The 16762-nt window shown below is 71.4% G+C and carries 11 protein-coding genes; 8 read left to right on the top strand and 3 right to left on the bottom strand.

Annotated features, from left to right (window positions below):
• Positions 1 to 61: 61 nt before the first annotated feature.
• Positions 62 to 1876: an acyl-CoA dehydrogenase family protein gene (locus ACWDSL_RS05730; RefSeq protein WP_450482047.1), complete on the bottom strand. Its 1815-nt coding sequence runs from the start codon at positions 1874 to 1876 to the stop codon at positions 62 to 64.
• A 375-nt stretch (positions 1877 to 2251) separates the two neighbouring features.
• Between ACWDSL_RS05730 and prcB the strand changes: the two genes are divergently transcribed.
• Together prcB and ACWDSL_RS05720 are read left to right on the top strand one after the other, a co-directional pair.
• Entirely contained in the window at positions 2252 to 3097 is an 846-nt protein-coding gene (gene prcB / locus ACWDSL_RS05725; RefSeq protein WP_450482045.1) for a proteasome subunit beta, read from the top strand.
• A 103-nt stretch (positions 3098 to 3200) separates the two neighbouring features.
• Positions 3201 to 4817 carry an FAD-binding protein gene (locus ACWDSL_RS05720; RefSeq protein WP_450482043.1) on the top strand — a complete coding sequence of 539 codons (1617 nt, stop codon included), beginning with the start codon at positions 3201 to 3203 and terminating at the stop codon, positions 4815 to 4817.
• Positions 4818 to 4954: 137 nt separating this feature from the next.
• On the opposite strand, the gene ACWDSL_RS05715 is transcribed toward ACWDSL_RS05720, so the two are convergent.
• Positions 4955 to 5236, bottom strand: coding sequence for a DUF1876 domain-containing protein (locus ACWDSL_RS05715; RefSeq protein WP_450482041.1), 282 nt, complete (start codon positions 5234 to 5236; stop codon positions 4955 to 4957).
• A gap of 113 nt (positions 5237 to 5349) precedes the next feature.
• Entirely contained in the window at positions 5350 to 5664 is a 315-nt protein-coding gene (locus tag ACWDSL_RS05710) for a hypothetical protein (protein WP_450482039.1), read from the bottom strand.
• A gap of 129 nt (positions 5665 to 5793) precedes the next feature.
• On the opposite strand from ACWDSL_RS05710, the gene ACWDSL_RS05705 reads away from it, so the two are divergent.
• The 6 genes from ACWDSL_RS05705 (at position 5794) to ACWDSL_RS05680 (ending at position 16748) form a co-directional block, all read left to right on the top strand.
• Positions 5794 to 6330, top strand: coding sequence for a hypothetical protein (locus ACWDSL_RS05705; protein WP_450482037.1), 537 nt, complete (start codon positions 5794 to 5796; stop codon positions 6328 to 6330).
• Between the two features lie 168 nt (positions 6331 to 6498).
• Entirely contained in the window at positions 6499 to 8787 is a 2289-nt protein-coding gene (locus tag ACWDSL_RS05700) for an MMPL family transporter (RefSeq protein WP_450482035.1), read from the top strand.
• A 116-nt stretch (positions 8788 to 8903) separates the two neighbouring features.
• Positions 8904 to 10151, top strand: coding sequence for a sensor histidine kinase (locus tag ACWDSL_RS05695; RefSeq protein WP_450482033.1), 1248 nt, complete (start codon positions 8904 to 8906; stop codon positions 10149 to 10151).
• A gap of 155 nt (positions 10152 to 10306) precedes the next feature.
• Positions 10307 to 14560, top strand: coding sequence for an FtsK/SpoIIIE domain-containing protein (locus tag ACWDSL_RS05690; protein ID WP_450482031.1), 4254 nt, complete (start codon positions 10307 to 10309; stop codon positions 14558 to 14560).
• 132 nt (positions 14561 to 14692) lie between these two features.
• A complete protein-coding gene (locus tag ACWDSL_RS05685) occupies positions 14693 to 14980 on the top strand; it encodes a hypothetical protein (protein ID WP_385612955.1) in 288 nt (95 codons plus the stop codon).
• A 43-nt stretch (positions 14981 to 15023) separates the two neighbouring features.
• On the top strand, positions 15024 to 16748 hold the full coding sequence (locus ACWDSL_RS05680; RefSeq protein WP_450482029.1) for a protein kinase domain-containing protein: 1725 nt from the start codon (positions 15024 to 15026) through the stop codon (positions 16746 to 16748).
• The last annotated feature ends 14 nt before the right edge of the window (positions 16749 to 16762 follow it).

Below are 16762 nucleotides of genomic sequence, written 5' to 3'. Positions count from 1 at the left end.
CCGGGGTGCGGGTGCCGGGTGCGGAGTGCTGGGGTGCGGGTGCCTGGGCCTGCCGGTCCGGTTACGACACGTCGGGGCCGGACGCGTCAGAGCCAGACGTGTCGGGGTCCGTCCCATCGGGGTCCGTCACATCGGGGACGATGTCGTCGAGCAGCCCGCCGTGACCGTCCCCGGTGATCCACCGCTGGGCCACCCGGCCGGTGTCGGGCCGCTCCTCCTCCAGCGCCTCGCGCGCGTATTCGGCGATCCGGCGCAAGGCCCCGGTGCAGTAGATGTCGGCCAGGTCCTGTGCCTCGGTGTCGTCTTCCGCGGTACGCCGGGCCGCCCGGGCGAGGACGAGGCTCGCGGCCATGATCTCGGTGGCCCAGCGGGCGACTGCGATCAGCGTGTGTTCCTGTGCGAACAGCGTCTCGTCGTCCGGGTAGGCCTTCGCCAGCGCGGCGCAGCGGGCGCGGAACTCCTCGACGGAGTCGTGCAGTTCGGCCAGATGACGCTGGTTGCGCGGGGTGAGCGCGGCGGCCAGCAGCTCCCTCGCCTCGGCGGCCTGCTCGGCGCCCTGGCCGTCGTCGAGGACGCCCGCGCGGTGGTAGGAGAAGATCGCCAGCTTGGAGAGCCAGTAGTCCAGCTGGAAGTCCACCCCGCCCGAGATCCGCAGGTTCCTGGCGTCGCGGAAGGAGCGCTCCAGGGGTACGGGCGGCGCGCCGCGCGCCGCCTTGCTGGCCGCGGTCTCGTAGCCCTCCGCCGCGAACAGCGACATGGTGCGGTCCACGACGCCCCAGCACAGCAGCGAGCACAGGTTCTTGGCCACGACCTGCTCGAACAGCGGGTTGAGGCCCGCGTCCTCGCACAGCAGGCTCCACTCGGCGACCGCTTCGAGGGCGAAGGTGTCGGCGAGGGACTGGCCGATGAGGTGCTGGATCTCCTCGTACTCCGCCAGCAGGACACCGTCCACGCGGCGGCGGCGCACAAAGCCGCGCGACCACTCCAGGCACAGCTTGGCGATCGCCAGGGACGGCGCCGCGATGAGATACATCCGGCCCAGGATCGCCAGCCCGCCGGCCTGGGCGGTGATCCGTACGTCGTGGGCGCTGGGCTTCTCCACGAAGACGTGGTCACGGGGCACGCGGACCCGGTCCAAGGTGAACCCTCCGTTGGGGAAACCCTTGATGCCCATGAACTCGTGCTCGGCCGACCGCCGCACTCCGGGCGCGTCCGGGTCGACGACCACCAGTCTGCGCATCTCCCGGCCGTCCTCCTGGACGGTGGCCACCACCCCGAGCAGCTCCGCGAAGGGGGCGTTGCCGCTGAACACCTTTTCGCCGCTGACCAGGTAGGCATGACCGTCCTCGGTGGGGACGGCGACGGTCTCCCGCCGGAGATTGGCCGCGCCGGAGGGTTCGGTGTCGGCGAAGGCGGATATCAGCCCGCGCGCGACGCGCTCGCTGAGCATGTCGCGCAGCGGGCCCTCGGGAAGAATCTGGACCAGGGGGGCGAAGCCGATCGAGTTCTGTACGGCGACCACGAGACCGAGCGGAAGCGACCAGCTGGAAATGGCTTGAATGACGCGGAACGCATTGAGGTCGGACAGGGCGAGTCCGCCGAGCTTCCTGGGGCTCTGCAGTTTCAGGTAACTGCTCTCCCGTAGCCGTTTGATGGCCTCCCGGGGCAGTTCTCCGGTCTTCTCCACAAGGCCGGGATCCACTAACCCGCGGGCGAACTCCTTGGCCTCGGCCACCAGTGCGTCGCCCTGTTTACGGTCGCTCTCCGGCTGCGCCGGAAACGGATGAACGAGATCCAGTCGCAGTGCGCCACGGAAGATCTCCTCCAGGAAGCTGGTCCTTCCCGGCACGTTGATGGCATTGAGCGGACGAGACATGATGCATCCCTCCTGCGAAAAGACAAAATCAAGCCAGCGCTGGGCCAGTTCGGCGCGCGCTCGGTGATGTGATCAGGAGTAAGAAGAATTGGGAAAGGGATCGCAGAACCGGACAGGGGCACGCGCATCGGGAACCGGCGCGGTGGGCGACCTCGTGCCGGACTTCGGAAATCTTCCACACCCTGGTACGGCCGGGCGTCCGAGGTCAACACCTCGGGTATGGCAGCGAAATGACAACTTCCCCCGACAGCCCCGCCACACGGCCGTATTTATCGGGGCGCAACTACCGTGATTCTCTTCACGGATTGCCCGGGGCGGGGGTGGGGTAATGTGCGGCCAGCAGGAGCCGCCGATGCCTCTCGGGAAGGAACGTGCATGACCTTCGACGCGCGAATGACCGGCGGCCTGCCGGCCGCTTTCCTGGCCACCGAGACCTCCTCCTTCCTGGATTTCCTGAAGGCACAGGCTCCCGAGCTCCTGCCCGCCGAGCGTCGGCTGCCGCCCGCCCGGGACGGCTTCGAGGCCCCTCATGGCACGACCGTCATCGCCACGACCTATGCGGACGGTGTGCTGGTGGCCGGCGACCGGCGCGTCACGATGGGCAACCTCATCGCGCACCGCGAATACGAGAAGGTCTTCCCGGCCGATGAACACTCGGCGATCGCCATCGCCGGCACCGCGGGCCCGGCGGTGGAACTCGTCAAGCTCTTGCAGCTGGAACTCGAACACTACGAGAAAATCGAAGGCACGGCCCTCTCCCTGGACGGCAAGGCCAACCGGCTGACCAGCATGGTCCGGGACAATCTCAGCATGGCCATGCAGGGCATGGCGGTGGTTCCGCTCTTCGCGGGCTATGACGTGCACAAGGGCGCCGGGCGTGTCTTCTCCTACGACGTCACCGGCAACCGCACCGAGGAGCGGGGCTTCGCCACCACCGGTTCCGGTTCGGTCCACGCCCGGGGTTCGCTGAAGAAGCTCTACCGGGAGGGCATGCCGGAGCGCGATATCGTCACCGCCGTCGTGCAGGCGCTCTACGACGCCGCGGACGAGGACTCCGCCACGGGCGGCCCCGACCTCACGCGGCGGCTGTTCCCCCTCATCGCCCTCATCACCGAGGACGGGTACCGGCGGCTCGATCAGGACGAGGTCGCGGCGGTCGCGCAGGCCGTCGTCGAGGGGCGCCACTCGGCGCCCGACGGACCTCAGTCACCGGTCCTGTAGTCCGCACACATCCGCGCACAGATCCGCGCACACATCCGCGCCACACCAAATAGTTCCTGTCGTTTCACACCGCCTTGGCGCCACACCGCGAGGAGATACGAGCATGTCCGGGGTCAACCGCCGTCAGCTGCTGCGAACCGCCACGGCCGCCGCGTCCGGGGTCGTCGCAGGGGTGGGCCTGGACACCCCGGCCAGTGCGGCCGAGGGCGCCACGGAGGCCGGCTGCACACCCCCGCTCGGCCCGGTCAAGGCCGGCCCCGACGACGCGCGTTACGCGTATCTGGTGCGGCGCGGCCAGAAGCGCTGGGTGGGCACACCGGACCACGTATGGGTGGTCGGCTCGACCGAACAGGTCGTGGCGGCGGTCCAGGCGGCCGTGGACTCCGGCAAGAAGGTCGCCGTGCGCAGTGGCGGACACTGCGCGGAGGGGTGGGTGGACGACCCGGCCGTGCGGGTGCTCATCGACATGTCCGGGATGACGCAGGTCTCATACGACCCGGCGCGCCGCGCCTTCGCCGTGGAGCCCGGTGCCACCCTGGGCGAGGTGTACCGGCGGCTGGTGCTGGGCTGGGGGGTGACGATTCCGGCCGGGTGGTGTCCGGGTGTCGGGGCGGGCGGCCATATCTGCGGGGGTGGCTACGGTGTGCTGTCCCGCGCCATGGGGCTGGTCGTGGACCATCTGTACGCCGTCGAGGTCGTGGTGGTCGACAAGTACGGCAAGGCGTCGGCCGTGGTCGCCACGCGTGAGGCGAGTGACCCGAACCGCGAGCTGTGGTGGGGCCACACCGGGGGCGGTGGCGGAAACTTCGGCGTGGTGACCCGGTACTGGCTGCGCACCCCGGGCGCGGAGGGCTCCGACCCGGGGCAGCTGCTGCCACGGGCGCCCAAGAGCGCGATCGCCTTCTCCAGCCAGTGGCCGTGGCAGGCCCTGAAGCTGGACGAGCCGAAGTTCACCCGGCTGATCCGCAATCACATGGACTGGTGCGAGCGCAACAGCGCGGTCGGCGCACCGGCCACCCGGCTGTACGCCGACCTGACGGTGGGCCGTAAGGCCAACGACCTCAACCTCGCCGGCGGCCAGGTGTTCGGCCCCGACGCGGCCGAGTTGCTGGACGACTATCTCGCCGCCCTCGGCGCGGGCGTGGGCACCCCGGTCAATGTGACCAGGACCGAACAGCCATGGCTGGCCGCGGCGCTGGACGGCCCGAACTCGGACATCTACCGGCTCAAGATCAAGTCGGGCTATCTGCGCAGGGGTTTCTCCGCCGCCCAGCTGGCCGCCATCTACGAGAATCTGACGCGTGAGCAGGACCCGAAGCTGCTCTTCGGCTCGGTGGGCATCGCCAGTTACGGCGGGCAGATCAGCGCGGTGGCCCCGGACGCCACGGCGTTTCCGCACCGCGACGCGGTGATGCGGGTCCAGTACACGGCGGCGTGGGACGACCCCGGCCAGGATGCCGCGTACGTCGAGTGGCTGCGGAGGCTGTACCGCGAGATCTACGCCGATACGCACGGGGTGCCGGATCCGAAGGACGGCGCCTACATCAACTACCCGGACGACGACCTGGCGGACCCCGCCGTGAACACCTCGGGCGTCCCCTGGTCCACGCTGTATTTCAAGGACAACTACCCGAGGCTGCAGAAGGTCAAGGCCACCTGGGACCCGAAGAACATCTTCAGCCACACGCTGGGCATCGAGCCCCCGAAGGCCACCCGCTGACCGCCACCGGGTGACTGCCCCCTGACGGCCGCCCGCGGCGAATGACGCCGGCGCCCACGAGGTGCGCGCCGGCGCCCGCCCGGCACCGCTCAGCGGTTCAGCGGTGTGCAGTGGTGTTCAGTGGTCGTCAGTGGTGGTCAGTGGTCCAGATGCAGCGGATGTGACACACGGCCGGACACCGCGTCGATCTCTCCATGCGCCTTCTCCAGCAACTTCGCCGCCAGCTCGTTGAGCGCCCTGGCGCCCGCGATCTCCTCGCCGACCCGCGGCTGGTTGGCGTCGGCGGGGGCCCGGCTGGCGGCCCCGTGGCCCCTCACCTCGCTCCCGTCCGCGAGCCGGACCAGGGCGGCGGCGCGGGTGTGGCGGCTGTCCTCGGTAAATTCCAGTTCGACATGCCAGCCCACGGTGGTCTGTGGCATGACGATCACCTCCGGAATCGCTCCTGCCAGCAAGTATCCACTCCCAGCGTGCATCCACTGCCCCACGCCCGCACCACCTGGCCCACACCCGCGCCACCCGGCGCGCTCCGCGATCAGGTGGCGAAGATCAGCCAGAGGTCCCAGCCATCGTCCTTGGCCCGGCACTCATAGGCGTCGGCCCCGCCGGGGTTGTGGGGCCACAAGTACTCCTCGCCGACGGCCACGCACTCCTCCTGGGTCGTGTAGTGCCCGAAGTACTGGTAGTAGTCCATGACAGTGGAGCTCGTGGCCTCGGCGTGGTGACCGGCCGGCGCAGACGTCGTGGACGTCGCGGCCGTCGCGGCCACTGCCACCGGGCCGCCGCCGAAGAGCGCCAGACCGACCGCCACGGCCGCGCCAACTCCTAAGGCGCGCAAGCGAATTCTCATGGTTGTCCCTCCCAGGAAATGGTCAGTGCCCCCTCGTTCGCCCCTCATTGAAGGAGAGAATCACCCACTCGACAAGACCCGCGTAAGTTAGGTGAGGCAAACCTAACTTTCCCTCTATGCTGTTGCCTCATGGACTTCTGGGAACTGACAGGCGTGAGCCTCGGCTACGCGCTCTTACTGGTCACGCTGTTCACCACCGTCGTCGTCGGATCCCTCCACATCGCCCGGGACGCCCTGCTCTCGGACTACCCGCCCGCGATCCAGGAGCGGTACGGGGAGCAGAGCGCACGAGGACGGCGCACCGCCGCCGCAGCCGGGCTGCTGAACCTCCTGGTGTTCCTCGCGGTGCCCCTGCTCGGCGTCCTGGACCTGCACGACCGGGCGGACGGCTCGCTCGGCTTCTGGCCGCCGTTCGCCCTCGGCACGGTCTGCTTCCTCGCCCTCACCCTCTTCGACCTGGTGGTCCTGGACTGGTGGCTGTTCTGCCGCGTCCAGCCGCGCTTCATGGTGCTGCCCGGCACGGAGGGCATGCCCGAGTACCGCGACTACGCCTTCCACGTCCGTGTACTCACGCCCCGGCCCGTGCCGTGGCCGCTGGTGGCCATCCCCGGATACGGCGTGGCTGTCGGCGCTGTCGCCTCGCTCGTCGAGGTGCTGACCGGCTGAGGCAGATACCGGTGGCGACGGGGGTCAGTCCCGGGAACGAACTGGTAGGCGCCCGGTACTGCATTCTCAGTACCCACGATTGTCGGCAGCCGCACGACGACGGACGGGCCGCGCCCCGGGAGCCTGGAGGGGTATCCCGAGATCAGATGATGCGGAGACCTCCGTCCCATGGCTGCTTTTCTCTTTTCGCTGGGCCGACTGGCCTTCCGACGACGTTGGTGGGTCACCCTGCTGTGGGTCGCCGTGCTGGGCGCCGTCGGCTTCGGCGCCGTCAAGGCACCCGCCGCCCCCGACACCGGGAACTCCATGCCCGGCATCGAGTCCCAGAAGGCGTTCGACCTGATGGACCAGCGCTTCCCCGGCGCCAAGGCCGACGGGGCGAGCGCCCGGATCGTCTTCGTCGCCCCGCACGGGGAGAAGGTCACCGCGGCCGACAACCGGGCGGCCGTCGAGAAGGTCGTCCACGGAGTGGCCGACGGCCGGCAGGTCGCCGGCGCGGTGGACCCCTTCCAGGCGCGGGCCGTGAGCAAGGACGCCGGGACCGCGTACGCGACCGTGACGTACAAGGTCAAGGCCGACGACCTCACCGACGCGTCCAAGAAGACCCTGGAGGACGCGGTCCAGCAGGCGCGCGACGCGGGGCTGACCGTCGAGGTCGGCGGCAACGCGCTGGCGACCCAGCCCGCGGCGGGCGGGGCGGCCGAGGGCATCGGCATCGCCATCGCCGCGGTCGTGCTGCTGATCACCTTCGGCTCACTGGCCGCCGCCGGGCTTCCGCTGCTGACCGCGGTCGTCGGCGTCGGCATCAGCATCGCTTCGATCATGGCCCTGGCCAGCACCTTCGGTCTGTCCGGCACGACCGGCACGCTCGCCTCGATGCTGGGCCTCGCGGTCGGCATCGACTACGCCATGTTCGTGGTCTCCCGCTACCGCGAGGAGCGGGCCCGGGGACATGAGCCCGAGGAGGCGGTCGGGCTGGCCGCGGGCACGGCGGGGTCGGCGGTGGTCTTCGCCGGGCTGACCGTCGTGATCGCGCTGGCCGGTCTTTCGGTGGTCGGCATCCCCCTGCTGACCAAGATGGGCCTGGCCGCCGCGGGCGCGGTCGCCATCGGTGTCCTCATCGCGCTGACCCTGATCCCGGCCCTGCTCGGCTTCCTCCCGCGCGCCGTACTGTCGCGCTCCGCCCGGCGGGGCGGGAAGGCCAAGAAGGCCAAGGAAGGCAGTGAGCACAACGGGGGCAGCCGCTGGGCCCGGTTCGTGCTGCGCCGCCCGCTGCCCGTACTGCTGGCCTGTGTGGCGGGGCTCGGGGCGATCGCCATACCGGTGACGGGCCTGCAGCTGGGCATGCCCGGGGACGAGGCCAAGCCCACCTCGACCACGGAGCGCCGCGCCTACGACGCGCTGGCCGAGGGCTTCGGCCCCGGCTTCAACGGACCGCTGACCATCGTCGTCGACGCCAAGGGCACGGCAGACGCCAAGGGCACGGGAGACGCCAACAGCACGGGAGACGCCAACAGCACGGCGGACACGAAGGCCGCCGCGCGCACGATCGCCGACAGGATCGCCGCCACCAAGGGCGTCGTATCCGTCTCGCCGCCCCGCCTCAACGCCGCGGGTGACACGGCGGTCTTCTCCGCCACCCCGGCCACCGCCCCCACCGACGAGAAGACCAAGGACCTGGTCCGCACCATCCGCGCCGAACGGCCCGCGCTCGAGTCCGCCACGCATGCGAGCTTCGAGGTCACCGGCTCCACCGCGGTGAACATCGACGTGGCCCAGAAGGTGCAGGACGCGCTGATCCCGTATCTCGCGGTCGTGGTGGGCCTCGCCTTCCTGCTTCTGCTGGTGGTCTTCCGGTCCCTCCTCGTGCCCCTCAAGGCGGCCGCCGGCTTCCTGCTGTCGGTGCTCGCGGCCTTCGGCGCGGTGGTCGCGGTGTTCCAGTGGGGCTGGGGCGCGAGCCTCCTCGGCGTCGAGCAGACCGGCCCGATCATGAGCCTGATGCCGATCTTCCTCGTGGGCATCGTCTTCGGTCTCGCCATGGACTACGAGGTCTTCCTGGTCACCCGCATGCGTGAGGCGTACGTCCACGGGGACCGGGCCGGCCAGGCGATCGTCACCGGGTTCCGGCACAGCGCCCGGGTGGTGGTGGCAGCCGCGCTGATCATGATGGCCGTGTTCTCCGGCTTCGTGGGCTCTGCCGAGTCGATGATCAAGATGATGGGGTTCGGGCTGGCCACGGCCGTCCTGCTCGACGCGTTCGTGGTCCGTATGGCGCTCGTACCCGCCGTCCTCGCGCTGCTCGGCGACCGCGCCTGGTGGCTGCCGCGCTGGCTGGACAGGGTGCTGCCGAACATCGACGTGGAGGGCGAAGCGCTCAGCCGCCGCTCCCCCGTCGCCGCGGTCCCGGGCGTCGGCGCCCCCGACACCGCATCGGACCGGGAATCGGCACGCGTCTGACCCGACACCGCCCCGCGAACGGCAGGGCCGCCCGTGGCCATGTCCCGGGCGGCCCTGTCGGCCGTTCGCCCGCCACGTCGTCCACCATGGACCCAGGCCCCGACCGGAGAACCCCGATGACCAGCAGCTTGGAGCGCTATACGGAGCGCCATCACCTCGCCTTCGACCTGATCGTGGCCGGGGTGCTGTTCGGTCTCGTCATCCTGGGCGCCGCTCTCGGCTGGCCGGGTACCACCCAGCCGCCGCTGGGTCCTGCCCTGCTCCTCGCGGGCATCGCCTGCGCCGCCCTGGTGGGATGCCGCAGCCACCCGCGCACCGCCGTCGCCGTGACGGCGGTCTGTGTCTCGGCCGCGAGCGCGGTCGGCTATCTGCTCACCCCGCTGCTGCTGGCCCCGGCCATGGCGGCGCTCTATTGGCTGGCCGCGCTCACCGAGCGGAAGATCACCTACGCCTACTGCCTCGCCACCATCGCCACGCTGGTGACCACCGCGATGATCGCCGACCCCGGCCACCACGCGCTGGTGCTCAAGACCATCGGCCCTGCCGTATGGCTGCTGCTGCCCGTCACCGCCGGCCGCGCGGTCCGGATCCGGCGTGCCTATACGGAAGCCGTCATGGAAGCCGCGCAGGCCCGCGCCGAACACGCCGAGCGGACCCGCGAGGAGGAGGCGCGACACCGGGTCGCCGAAGAGCGCATGCGCATCGCCCGCGAGCTGCACGACGTGGTCGCCCACCATCTGGCCCTGGCCAACGCCCAGGCGAGCACGGCCGCGCATCTCGCCCGTAACCACCCCGACCAGGCCCACGAGATCCTCACCGGCCTGGCCGCCACCACCTCATCCGCACTGCGTGAACTCAAGGCCACCGTCGGCCTGCTGCGCCGTACGGACGACCCGGACGCGCCCCTGGAACCCAGCCCCGGCCTCGACCGGCTCCCCGAGCTGACCGACGCCTTCGCCTCCGCCGGGCTCCAGGTCACGGTCACCACGCGCGGCGAGCCGCGGCAGCTGTCCCCGGGAGTGGATCTGACCGCGTTCCGGATCGTGCAGGAGGCCCTGACCAACGTCACCAAGCACGCCGCCGCGCACACCGCGCACGTACGGCTCGACTACGCTCGCGACCGGCTGACCATCACCGTCACCGACGACGGAACCACCACGGCCACCACGACCGCCGCGGCCACCGAGGCGCCGACGCCCGGACACGGCTTCGGCCTCATCGGCATGCGCGAGCGCGCCCATTCGGTGGGCGGCGCCCTCACCGCGGGCAGCCGCCCGGAGGGCGGCTTCGAGGTCACCGCCGAACTGCCGCTGCACCCCGACGGCCCGCCGCCCTCCCCGGAACCAGAGGTACGGCAGACCTGACCCGCCCTCGGCCGCCGGCTCACCGGCATTGCGTCCTGGGTCAACGACTGTGCGCTCGCCGTCAATGCCTTCCGGCCGGGCCTGCGCGAGACTCGACCCGCCCCTGCCTCACGTGAATCTCACCTGAACCTGACCCACCCTGGAGTGACTGCGCGGTGCGGATCGTCTATGCCGACGGCAAGACCGAACGGGAAATGGAACTGCGTGTCGGCCGGCCGAACGCCACGCTGGCCGACCTCGCCGCGACTTTGGACATACCGGCCAGCGGGCTGAGTATCGACGGCCGGACCGCGCCACCGGAGACGGGGCTCGGCGAATCCGGCCTCGCCCATGGATCGCGGGTGGCCCGCGCGGGCTGGGGCTCGGCCGGCGGGCCGCGGGTGGCGGCCGCCGTACTGCGGGTGGTCGGCGGCCTTGAGGCCGGGCGCAGCGTTCCGCTGCGGGTGGGCAGGACGGTCATCGGCCGGGGCGCCGAGGCGGATGTGCGCGTCGTGGCCACGGGGGTGTCCCGACTGCATGCCGCCCTGGAGATCTCGGCCGACGGGCAGGTGCACATCACCGACCTGGACACGGTCAACGGCACCGACGTATGCGGCGGGCGGATCTCCAAGGCCGTCCGGCTCCAGCCCGAGGACCTGGTCTCGCTGGGCGGCGAGGTGATGGTGCGCGTCCTGCCGCGGGACCGGCTCGGCCCCGTACAGCGGGTCAACCCGGTCCGGGAGGTGGGGCCAGGTGGCACCCTGCCGTTCAACCGTCCGCCGCGCGGCGGCAGACCGGGCGACCCGCCGCGGATCGCCACGCCGTCGTCGCCGCCGAGCGCGAACAAGGCTCCGTTCTCCATCGCCAGCATGCTCGGTCCGCTGGTCATGGCCGGTGCGATCGTCGGTATGACCGGCGACGTGCGCTACGCGGCCATCGCGGCGCTCACCCCGCTGATGTTCGTGGGGAACTTCCTGGAGGAGCGGCTGCGGGGCCGCTTCACCTTCCGGCGCGGGATGCGGGATCACACCGCCAGGGTCAAGGAGTTCGAGCAGGCGGTGGCCGCGCGCCACGCGGCCGAGATCCGTACCCGCCGGGCGGCCCACCCCGACCCCGCGGAGGTGGTCCACCGGGCGACCGCGCCGGGGGTCGCCCTGTGGGAACGGCGCCCGGGCGCCCCGGACTTCCTCAAAACGGTGGTCGGCACCGCCGACCTGCCCTGGAACCCACCGCTGGACAACGACTCCTCGGAGCCCGCTCCGGAGGTGGCGGACATCCTGGGCGCGCGCTGCGTACTGCCACAGGTGCCGGTCGTGGTCGGGGTGTCGGCCGGTGAGGCGGTGGGGTTCGAGGGGGACCGCCGCGCGGCCCTCGGCGTCGCCCGGTCCCTGCTGTGCCAGGCGTTGGTGGGAAGCGGGCCGGCCGATGTGACGCTGGCGGTGTTCGCCGACCCGGAGCGGCTGGCCGACTGGGACTGGACGAAGTGGCTGCCGCACGGCGCGGATCCGCAGTCGGGGACGTCACGGCTGGTGGCGGTCGGGCCCGAGCAGTCCGACACGCTGGCCCGCGGTCTGCTGTCCGCCGCGCCACGGCGTACGGAGGGCGGCGCCGGGCCGGTGCTGCTGGTGGTCGTGGACGGCGCCACACTGCTGGAGGGCCGGCCCTGTCCGCTGCGGGACCTGCTCGCCGACCGCACCCTGCGCTGCGGTGCCCTGGTGCTCACCACCCGGCTGCCCGCCCTGTGCACCTCGGTGGTCACCGCCGCGCCCGAGGGCCGGGGGCGGGTGCGTGACGTGGCCTCCGACGAGGTGGTGCCGGACGTACTGCTGGGCGGTATGCCGGTCGACGAGGCGCGCGCCACCGCCAGGGCGCTGGCCCGCTTCGAGGACCCGGAGTTGCGGGTCGAGGGCGCGGGGCTGCCGGACCGTATCTCCCTGCTGCCGCTGCTGGACCTGACCGCCGTCTCCGGGGCCGAGGTCGGTGCGCGGTGGAAGACGCGGGCCCCGGCCCTGCGGGTGCAGGCCGTGCTCGGGGTCAGCGAACGGGACCTGTTCACCGTGGACCTCGACGACGACGGGCCGCACGCGCTGATCGCCGGGACCACCGGCTCCGGCAAGAGCGAACTGCTGCGCACCCTCATCGCGAGCATGGCCACCGACGCCGACCCCGAGCATCTGACCTTCGCGCTGGTGGACTACAAGGGCGGTGGCGCCCTGGACGAATGCGCCGAACTCCCGCACACCGTCGGCCTGGTCACCGATCTCGACGAGCAGCTCAGCGAACGCGCCCTGCGCTGTCTGGACGCCGAGCTGCGCCACCGCGAACGGCTGCTGCGCGAGGTGGGCCTGAGCCATATCCGCGACTATCAGCGGCTGCGCGACACCGAGGACGCCAAGGACGCCGGCATGGAGCCGATGCCCCGGCTCGCCGTGGTGATCGACGAGTTCGCCACTCTGGTCAAGGCCCTGCCGGACTTCGTCGACTCGCTGGTGAGCATCGCACAGCGCGGACGCACCCTCGGCGTCCACCTGATCATGGCCACCCAGCGGCCCGCCGGCTCGGTCAACGACGCCATCAAGAACAACGTCAAACTCCGTATCGCGCTGCGGCTCGAGTCCACCGGGGACTCGGAGGACGTCATCGACAGTCCGGCCTCGGCCGGGATCGGCACCCGCCAATGGGGCCGCGCCTACTACCGGCTCAGCGCACGCGAGGTGCTGCCGGTGCAGACCGCGCTGTCCACCGGAGTCACCCCGCAGGCCGCGGTGACCGCCCCGGTGACGATCGCACCGTTCGTCCTGGGCATGCCGGTGCTGACGGCGGCCACCGACGGCACGGAGGGCGAAACCGATCTACGGCGGCTGGTCACGGCCACACGACAGGCCGCCGACCTGTCCGGATTCGCCCCGCCACGGCGACCCTGGCCCGATCCGCTGCCCAAGGTGCTGCACCGCGCGGACCTCCCCGCGGTCGCCGAACAGGGCCTGCACACCGAGGCCACCGGCCTGCCCGCCTGGGCGCTCGCCGACGACCCCGACCGGCAGCGGCAGTACGCGGTCGGCTGGGACCCGGCCGCCGGAAACATCGTGGTCTACGGGGGCGGCGGCTCGGGCACCTCCACCGCCCTGGCCGCGCTCGCCCTGGCCGTCGCCGGCTCCTGCCCGCCCGACCGGCACCACATCTTCGCCCTCGACCTAGGCGCCGGCGACCTGGCCCCGCTGGCCGCGCTCCCGCACACCGGCGCCCACATCGGGTCCGCCGAACGCGAGCGCCAGATCCGGCTGATCAAGCTGCTGCGCCGGGAGCTCGACGAGCGCAAGGCCCGCGGCCCGGCCGACTCCCCGGACTGGCTGGTGCTGCTGGACAATCTCGGCGCCCTGATCTCGGACTTCGACAAGGACGTGGCGGGGATGAACCTGATCGAAGAGCTCGCCCGCGTCTACGCCGACGGCCCCGCGGTCGGCATCCGGTTCGCGGTCAGCGCCGACCGCTCCGGCGCCGTACCGACGGCCTGGTCCGCCCTGACCCAGACCAAACTGCTGCTGCGGCTGGCCGACCCCGCCGAGTACGGATACTTCGACATACCCCGCAACGCGGTGCCCAGCTATGTGCCGGGCCGGGCGCTCGTGGCCGCCAACCGGCAGGTGATCCAGATCGGCTGGCCCGGCGAGGACCTGGCGACGGCCGTCGCGGAAACCGCCGCCCGGTGGACCGGAGCCCAGCGCAGCGCCCCCGAGGTCGGCCTGCTGCCCACCGACGTCCCCGCCACCGCCCTCACCACAGCGGCCCAGACCGCCACCGACCCCTGGTGGCTCCCCGTCGGCCTGGACTCCGACACCCTCGGCAGTGCCGGACTGCGGCTGTACGAGCGCGAACACGCCCTGATAGCCGGGCCGCAGCGATCCGGCCGCAGCACGGCCCTGTGCACCCTCGCCCGCCTCGTGATGTCCTCGGCGACGTCTGCCGACACCCCGCCCACGGTCGTCGGCTTCGCCCCGCGCCGCTCCCCGCTGCGCGACCTGCCCGGTCTGGCCGCCCTGGTCACCACGTACGACGACCTCGAACAGGCCCTCACGGCACTCCCCCTCGACCGGCCCGTCCTCCTTCTGGCCGACGACGCCGACACGGTGGAGGACGAACGCGGCTTCCTGGAACAGTGGCTCTCCTTCCCGGCCACCGGCCACCACATGATCGCCGCCGGCCGGGCCGACACCCTGCGCCGCTCCTACGGCCACTGGACCGGGCGCACCCGCGACAGCCGCTGCGGCGTCCTCCTGTGCCCCGACCACGACCTCGACGGCGATCTGCTGGGCACGCAGCTGCCCCGCCACGACCGCATGGCGCCGCTGCCGGGGCGTGGCTACCTCGTGGTGGACGGCGTGGCGGCGGGGGTGCAGGTGGCGAACCAACCCATCGACGTGGGCATATGACGTCTTGCGCCGAGCGCACATGGACTGTGCGCTCCAGATCAATGACACGGCGAGGCCCGGGACCGGAGAATTTTCGCGATAAGTCACCCCTCCGGGGTCGACCTAAAAACAGGTAAAAACAGGAGAAGAACCATGGCAGATGACAAGGTTTCAGTCGACCCCACCGCACACCTGGCAAGCAAGAAGTTCCTGACCATCATCGACGGCAGCTTCCAGGATTCCATCAAACAGCTCTCCGACGCCGGGACCACCCTGAGCGACCCGAACCACTGGAGCGGCCCGTACGCCGCCCAGTTCCGTTCCTCCTGGGCCAGCGCCCAGACCGACCTGAACAAGATCAGGCACTCCCTGGACGAGTTCCAGCGGAAGTTCGACACGATCCTGAGGAACATCTCCCAGGCCGGCGGCCAGAACCACTGACCACCCCGGAGCGTCACAGCGGAAACTCTCTAAGGAAACTCCCATGTCTGAGAGGGACCCGGTCCACCCCTGGACCGGAGAGCTGAGCAGCGCCGACCTCGAACGCCTCGGCGCGGAACCGCTGCGGCGGTCGGACCCGGTGGCGATCGGGCCCTACCGGGTGCTCGCGCGCCTGGGGAGCGGGGGGATGGGCCGGCTCTACCTCGGGCGGGAAGCGGGTGTGGAGGGGGAGGCGGCAGCCCCGTACGGAGCCGGCGCGCTGGTGGCCGTCAAGGTCATCCGGCCGGAGCACGCCGAGGACCCGCGGTTCCGGCGCCGGTTCGAGCGCGAGGTCGAGGTCGTACGACGGGTCCACGGGAAGTACACCGCGGGGCTGGTCGCTTCGGGCTTCGACGAGGAGGAGCGGCTGTGGATGGCCACCGCGTACGTCCCGGGGCCGAGCCTCGACGACACGGTGCGCCGCTTCGGCCCGTTCCCCGCTCCGGTGGTGTGGCGGCTGGCGGGCGAGATCGGGGAAGCGCTCGCCACGCTCGCCGCCGCCGGGATCGTCCACCGCGATCTCAAGCCGTCCAATGTCCTGCTGGGCGCCGACGGCGCGCGGGTCATCGACTTCGGGGTCGCCCACACCACTGACGCCAGTGTGCTCACCATGACGGGGCAGCATGTGGGCACCCCGGCGTTCATGTCCCCCGAGCAGGCCGACGGCCGGGAGGCGGGCACCGCCTCGGACGTCTTCTCGCTCGGCTCGGTGCTCGCACACGCGGCGACCGGCAGAACGCCGTTCGGCGAGGGTTCGACGGCCGATGTCATCCACCGCGTGGTCTACTCGCCGCCCAGCGCGGATGTGCTCGCCAAGGTGACGGAGTCCGATCCGGCCCTGGCGGAGCTGATCGGCCGGTGTCTGGACAAGAGCGCGGAGGGACGGCTGAGCCCGCAGGAAGTCGTCGATACGGCGCGGCAGCACGCACCGGCCCAGGAGTGGCCGGCGTCGCTCGCCGAGCTGATCGGGGCCCGCTCCACATGGAGCGGGTTCGCCGCCGCGGTGTCGCCGATGGAACAGCTGACGATCCTCCGCCGCGGCGCCCCGGTGCGTACGCTCAAGCCGGCGCCGCCCAAGAGCCGCCGTGGCCTGGTCCTGGCCGTGGCCGGGGCCGTCGCCGCCGTGGCCATCGGGGTGGTGGCCTTCGTCGTACCGGGGATGGGCTCGTCGGACGACGGCAAGAAGAACGTCGCATCGACGGCCACGAAGTCCGCACACCACCCGCGGGCATCAAAGTCATCCGCGGCGAAGCACTCACCGAAGCCGTCGTCGAAGCCGTCCCCGAGCTCGACGTCCGACGCCGCGAACCCTCCGGGCGGTGGCGGCGGTGATGGTGGCGGCGGTGACGGTAATGGTGGGGGCGGCGGTGGCGGCGGTTCCGAAGAGAACCAGCCCCCTGCCAACCAGCAGCCGCCGACCAAGAACACCACCACCCCGGCCCCGCCCAAGCAGACGCAGTCCCCGTCCAAGACCCCGGCGCCGAAGCCGTGGAAGTCCTGCCGCTACTACTCCGGCACCGCGCTCACCATGCAGGGCAGCAACAACGGAGCTGCCGTCCGCCAGGTGCAGTGCATCCTCGATGCCCGCGGGTACGACATCGGACCCCACGGCATCGACGGGCAGTTCGGCCCCGATACGAAGGCAGCGGTCGTCCGCTTCCAGAAGCGTCACCACCTCAATCCCGACGGCAAAGTGGGAGAGGACACCTGGCCGGCGCTCCGCGCCTGAGCGCAACCGCCATC

This window comes from Streptomyces sp. NPDC000941 (genome assembly GCF_053599555.1).
Note: the sequence above shows the minus strand (reverse complement) of the source record. Positions and strands in the feature narration are given on the sequence as shown.

Bases quoted from the DNA above. Each gene is read 5' to 3' on its own strand.
- ACWDSL_RS05710 (WP_450482039.1), bottom strand. From the start codon at position 5,664: ATGAGAATTCGCTTGCGCGCCTTAGGAGTTGGCGCGGCCGTGGCGGTC.
- ACWDSL_RS05685 (WP_385612955.1), top strand. From the start codon at position 14,693: ATGGCAGATGACAAGGTTTCAGTCGACCCCACCGCACACCTGGCAAGC.
- ACWDSL_RS05730 (WP_450482047.1), bottom strand. From the start codon at position 1,876: ATGTCTCGTCCGCTCAATGCCATCAACGTGCCGGGAAGGACCAGCTTC.
- ACWDSL_RS05700 (WP_450482035.1), top strand. From the start codon at position 6,499: ATGGCTGCTTTTCTCTTTTCGCTGGGCCGACTGGCCTTCCGACGACGT.
- ACWDSL_RS05680 (WP_450482029.1), top strand. From the start codon at position 15,024: ATGTCTGAGAGGGACCCGGTCCACCCCTGGACCGGAGAGCTGAGCAGC.
- prcB (WP_450482045.1), top strand. From the start codon at position 2,252: ATGACCTTCGACGCGCGAATGACCGGCGGCCTGCCGGCCGCTTTCCTG.
- ACWDSL_RS05695 (WP_450482033.1), top strand. From the start codon at position 8,904: ATGACCAGCAGCTTGGAGCGCTATACGGAGCGCCATCACCTCGCCTTC.
- ACWDSL_RS05720 (WP_450482043.1), top strand. From the start codon at position 3,201: ATGTCCGGGGTCAACCGCCGTCAGCTGCTGCGAACCGCCACGGCCGCC.
- ACWDSL_RS05715 (WP_450482041.1), bottom strand. From the start codon at position 5,236: ATGCCACAGACCACCGTGGGCTGGCATGTCGAACTGGAATTTACCGAG.
- ACWDSL_RS05705 (WP_450482037.1), top strand. From the start codon at position 5,794: ATGGACTTCTGGGAACTGACAGGCGTGAGCCTCGGCTACGCGCTCTTA.